This window comes from Bradyrhizobium sp. (assembly GCF_049798375.1).
Classification (GTDB): domain Bacteria; phylum Pseudomonadota; class Alphaproteobacteria; order Rhizobiales; family Xanthobacteraceae; genus Bradyrhizobium.
Genome location: NZ_JBARGP010000786.1, coordinates 1 through 4,703, shown reverse-complemented (window position 1 = coordinate 4,703; position 4,703 = coordinate 1). Strand labels below are relative to the sequence as shown.

Genomic DNA, 4,703 nt, shown 5'->3' with positions numbered 1-4,703 from the left:
CTGACGGCGCGCGCCGACCGCATCGAGCGGCGCAGCGATGGCTCCTATGCATTGCTCGACTACAAGACCGGGCAGCCGCCGACCGGCAAGCAGGTGCGGATGGGGCTGTCGCCGCAGCTCACGCTTGAAGCTGCGATCCTGCGCGAGGGCGGCTTCGAGGGAATTCCGGCCGGCAGCCTGGTCGGCCAGCTCACTTACGTCAGGCTCTCCGGCAACAATCCGCCGGGCGAGGAGCGCGTGCTGGAATTGAAGATCAACAAGGGCGACGAGCCGCAGCCGCCGGACGCCGCCGCCCGCGAAGCGCGCGACAAGCTGGAGGCGCTGATCCGCCGCTTCGAGGATGAGAACCAAGCGTATACTTCGCTGAACCTGTCGATGTGGGCGAACCGTTATGGCGCCTATGACGATCTGGCGCGGATCAAGGAATGGTCGGCCGCCGGCGGATTGGGGATCGAGGAATGGTGAAGGCGCCCCGCCCGATTCCGAATGCCGTGCGCGAGGCGCAGACCCGCGCCTCGAATCCCGCTGCATCGGCTTTCGTGTCCGCCAACGCTGGTTCCGGCAAGACGCACGTGCTGGTGCAGCGCGTGATCCGGTTGCTGCTCGACGGCGTGCCCCCGGAAAAGATCCTCTGCATCACCTTCACCAAGGCAGCCGCCGCCAACATGGCCGAGCGGGTGTTCTCCACCCTCGGCCACTGGGTCACGCTCGACGATGAAGCGCTCGACGAGGCGATCCGCCAGTCAGGCATTCCGCAGTCGAACGCCAGACTGCGTACTGCTGCGCGAAAACTGTTCGCAAGCGCGCTGGAGACCCCGGGCGGGCTGAAGGTGCAGACCATCCACGCGCTGTGCACGCGGCTGCTGCAGCAGTTTCCGTTCGAGGCCAACGTGCCGGCCCGCTTCTCGGTGCTGGACGATCGCGACCAGACCGAGATGATGGAGCGCGCCAACCTGAGGGTGCTGCTGGATGCCGCGCGCGCGCCTGACAGCGGCATCGGCCGGGCGCTGCAGATCGCGATGGCGAGCGCGGCCGACGTCACCTTCAAGGACGTGGTGCGCGAGGCCTGCCTGAGCCGCGATCACTTCATGGCCTGGACCAATGGCGCCGGCCAGGTCGACGTTGCGGCCGAACAATTGTCGCGTGCACTCGGCGTGGCGCGTGACGACAGCCTTGCGGCCGTGGAGCGCGACATTGTCGAGGGCCCCAATCTGCCGCACTCGGATTGGCTGCAGATTGCGAGCCAGCTCGACACCAGCACCAAGGCCGACCAGGCACAGGCCTGTCGGCTGCGCGACGCGCTGCATTTTTCCGGCAGCGATCAGGTCGATGCCTATCTCTGCGTCTTCCTCACCGACAAGAGCGAGCCGCGCGCCTCCGTCGTCACCAAGAGCTTCATCAAGAGCAATCCAGGTCTCGGCGCGCTGTTCGAAGCCGAGGCGCGCCGGCTCGATGCTTTGATCGAGAAGCGGCGCGCTGTCGTGATGCGCGACCGCAGCCAGGCGCTGCTGCAGATCGCGACCGCGGCGGCCGCGAACTACCGGCGCGAGAAGGATGAGCGCGGGCTGCTCGACTATGACGACCTGATCGACAAGACGCTGGCGATGCTGAATCGCGTGGCCGCCGGATGGGTGCATTACAAGCTCGATCGCGGCGTCGATCACGTGCTGATCGACGAGGCGCAGGACACCAGTCCGCGACAATGGGAGATCGTCAACCACATCATCTCCGAATTCACCGCTGGCGCCGGCGCGCGCGACGGGTTGGTCCGCACCGTGTTCGCGGTAGGCGACGAGAAGCAATCGATCTTCTCGTTCCAGGGCGCACAGCCGCGTGAATTCGATGCGCAGCGTCGGCTGTTGCAGAAGCGCTTCACCGAGGCCGGGCTGAGCTTCGATCCCGTCGCCTTCACCTATTCGTTCCGATCGGGCACGGCGATCCTGCATTCGGTCGATCACGTCTTCCGCGACAAGCAGATCTACAGCAGCATCCATTCGCCCGATATCGGCTATCCCATTCACAACGCGCTTGAGGATGCCGGCCCCAGCATCGTCGAGCTGTGGCCGCTCGCCGAGCGCGACGATCGCGAGGATATCGAAGGCTGGCGCGCGCCGTTCGACGGCGTCGCCGTCACCAGCCCCGAGGTCAAGCTGGCGCGGCGCATCCAGCTCGAGATCAAGCGGCTGATCCGCGACGGCACGATGACCGGGCATGACCGCGTGCAGCGCCGCCTCAGCTACGGCGACATTCTCATTCTGGTGCGCCGGCGCGGCAACGCGTTCGACGCGGTGATCCAGGCGCTGAAGCACGCCGGCATTCCCGTCGCCGGCGCCGACCGGCTGAAGCTGACCGAGCACATCGCCATCATCGATCTGATGAACCTCGCCGACGCGCTGCTGCTGCCGCAGGACGATCTTGCATTGGCGACCGTGCTGAAGAGCCCGCTGTTCGGCCTTAATGACGACGACCTGTTTGCCCTTGCCTGGGGCCGCAAGGGCTCGTTGCGCGAGGCATTGGCGCAGCACGCGGAGACAGACGAAAAATTTCAGCGCGTGCTGAAGCGGCTGCAGCAATGCCAGCGCCGCGCCACCGACGAGACGCCGTTCGCCTTCTATGCCTGGCTGCTCGGCGGCGATGGCGGCCGCCGCCGCATCTTGGCGCGGCTCGGCCACGAGGCCAATGACGCACTCGACGAGTTCTTGGAGCTCGCGCTCGGCTATGAGCGCAAGGCGCCGGCCTCGCTGCAGGGCTTCATGGCCTGGCTGCGCGCTGCCGACACCGAAGTGAAGCGCGACATGGAGATTTCGCGCGACGAGGTCCGCGTCATGACGGTGCATGGCGCCAAGGGGCTCGAGGCCGCCGTGGTGTTCATGGTCGACACCACGTCGTCGCCGACGGATTCGCAGCGGCTGCGGCTGATCCATTTGCCGACCAGCGACGGGCACACGAAAGGCGAGGTCACGGTGTGGGCCGGCCGCAAGGCCGATGATCCCAGGGCGGTCGGGGAGGCGCGCACCGCGATGCTGGCCGAGACCGAGGACGAATATCGTCGCCTGCTCTACGTAGCGATGACGCGTGCCGCCGACCGGCTGATCATCGCCGGCTGCATGCCGGGCAACATGAACAACGTCCGCACGAATTGCTGGTACGACCTGGTCGCGCGCGGCCTCGATGCCTCAGGGCTGACGGTCGAGAGGATCGAAACGCCTGACGGCACCGTCAAGCGCTACGCGCGCGCCGAGGATATTGCGACCATTCCCGGCGATGAGGCCGAGAAGACAGCAGTCGATGCGATCGAGCTGCCGGTCTGGCTGCGTGCGGCGGTGGTCGAGACACCTGATAGCAATCAAGTGCTGCGCCCGTCGGACGCATCCGATGGCGCCGAGCTTCGCCCGCGGCCCGGCGCCGCCATCGTCGCCCGCACCCAGGCGATGCAGCGCGGCACGCTGGTGCACCGCCTGCTGCAATCGCTGCCCGATATTGCGGCCGACCGGCGCCGCGACGCCGCGCTGAAATATCTGGCCCGCAATGCCGCCGACTGGCCGGAGGCCGAGCGTATCAAGCTGGCGGAGCGCGTGCGCGGCGTCATCGACGATCCGCGCTTTGCAGCGGTGTTCGCCGACGGCAGCCGCGCCGAGGTCTCGATCGTCGGCCGGCTGTCGCTGCCCGAACAGCCGCAGGCGTTGATCTCCGGCCAGATCGACCGGCTCGTCGTCACCGAGACCGAGGTCCTGATCATCGACTTCAAAACCAACCACGAGCCGCCCACGACGCTTGCCGGGGTGCCGCAGGCCTATGTCCGCCAGCTCGCGCTGTACCGCGCGGTGCTCGGCCGGCTCTATTCCGGCCGGACCGTGCGGGCCGCCCTGCTTTGGACCGAAACCCCTGAAGTGATGGAGCTTTCCGCCTCCGCGCTGGATGCGGAGCTTGCATTCCCCGCACGGGTGGGTGACTCGGCTTGACCCGGCAACAGGCCATTCATACTTTGATCCGCATGATCCCGGGGCGCGATTCCCGCGCCTCCTCCTGAAACGAACGAGGTAATCCCATGGCCGTCAGCAAGGTTTCCGACAGCGACTTCGAGACCGAGGTGCTCAATGCCAACGGCCCGGTCGTGGTCGACTTCTGGGCTGAGTGGTGCGGCCCCTGCCGCATGATCGCACCAGCGCTGGACGAGATCGCGGGCGCGATGGGCGACAAGGTCAAGATCGTCAAGCTGAACGTCGACGAAAGCCCGAAGACGGCATCCAAGTATGGCGTGATGTCGATTCCGACCCTGATGATCTTCAAGGGTGGCGAGATGGCCTCCCGCCAGGTCGGCGCCGCACCGAAGGCGAAGCTGCAGCAGTGGATCAGCTCTGCGGTCTGATCCGCGCGCAGTTTCCGCTATCTGTTTTTGAGGACGGCCGGCACATCGCCGGCCGTTCGCCGTTGAGAAGGGGTGTTTTGTCGCGTTTTCGAGGTTTTGCCCGCCGTGCCCACCCGCCCCCGCAAATCCGCTTCCAAGAGTTCTCTGCAGGCGATGGAGGCGCGTTCGGTCGACGCAATCCCGCAAGGCAAGGAGTGGCAGTACGAGCCGAAATGGGACGGCTTCCGTTGCCTGCTGGCGCGCGAGGGCGAGCGCGTCACGATGACGTCGAAGGCGGGCGAGGATCTCACCCGCTATTTCCCCGAGGTGGTCGCGGCCGCCGAGAGACTGAAGG

General features: G+C 66.5%; 3 protein-coding genes and 1 pseudogene. All 4 read left to right on the top strand.

Features of this window, described 5'->3' with window-relative positions; all coding sequences use genetic code 11:
* A partial coding sequence (locus WA702_RS30055) for a PD-(D/E)XK nuclease family protein (RefSeq protein ID WP_425114161.1) occupies positions 1-465 on the top strand: 465 nt, incomplete at its 5' end.
* Positions 462-3,962 carry a double-strand break repair helicase AddA gene (addA, locus tag WA702_RS30050; RefSeq protein WP_425114162.1) on the top strand — a complete coding sequence of 1,167 codons (3,501 nt, stop codon included), beginning with the start codon at positions 462-464 and terminating at the stop codon, positions 3,960-3,962. The genes WA702_RS30055 and addA, both read left to right, overlap by 4 nt.
* A gap of 86 nt (positions 3,963-4,048) precedes the next feature.
* Positions 4,049-4,369, top strand: coding sequence for a thioredoxin (gene trxA / locus WA702_RS30045; RefSeq protein ID WP_425114160.1), 321 nt, complete (start codon positions 4,049-4,051; stop codon positions 4,367-4,369).
* A 153-nt stretch (positions 4,370-4,522) separates the two neighbouring features.
* Positions 4,523-4,703: pseudogene (locus tag WA702_RS30040) on the top strand (ATP-dependent DNA ligase); the annotation flags it as partial.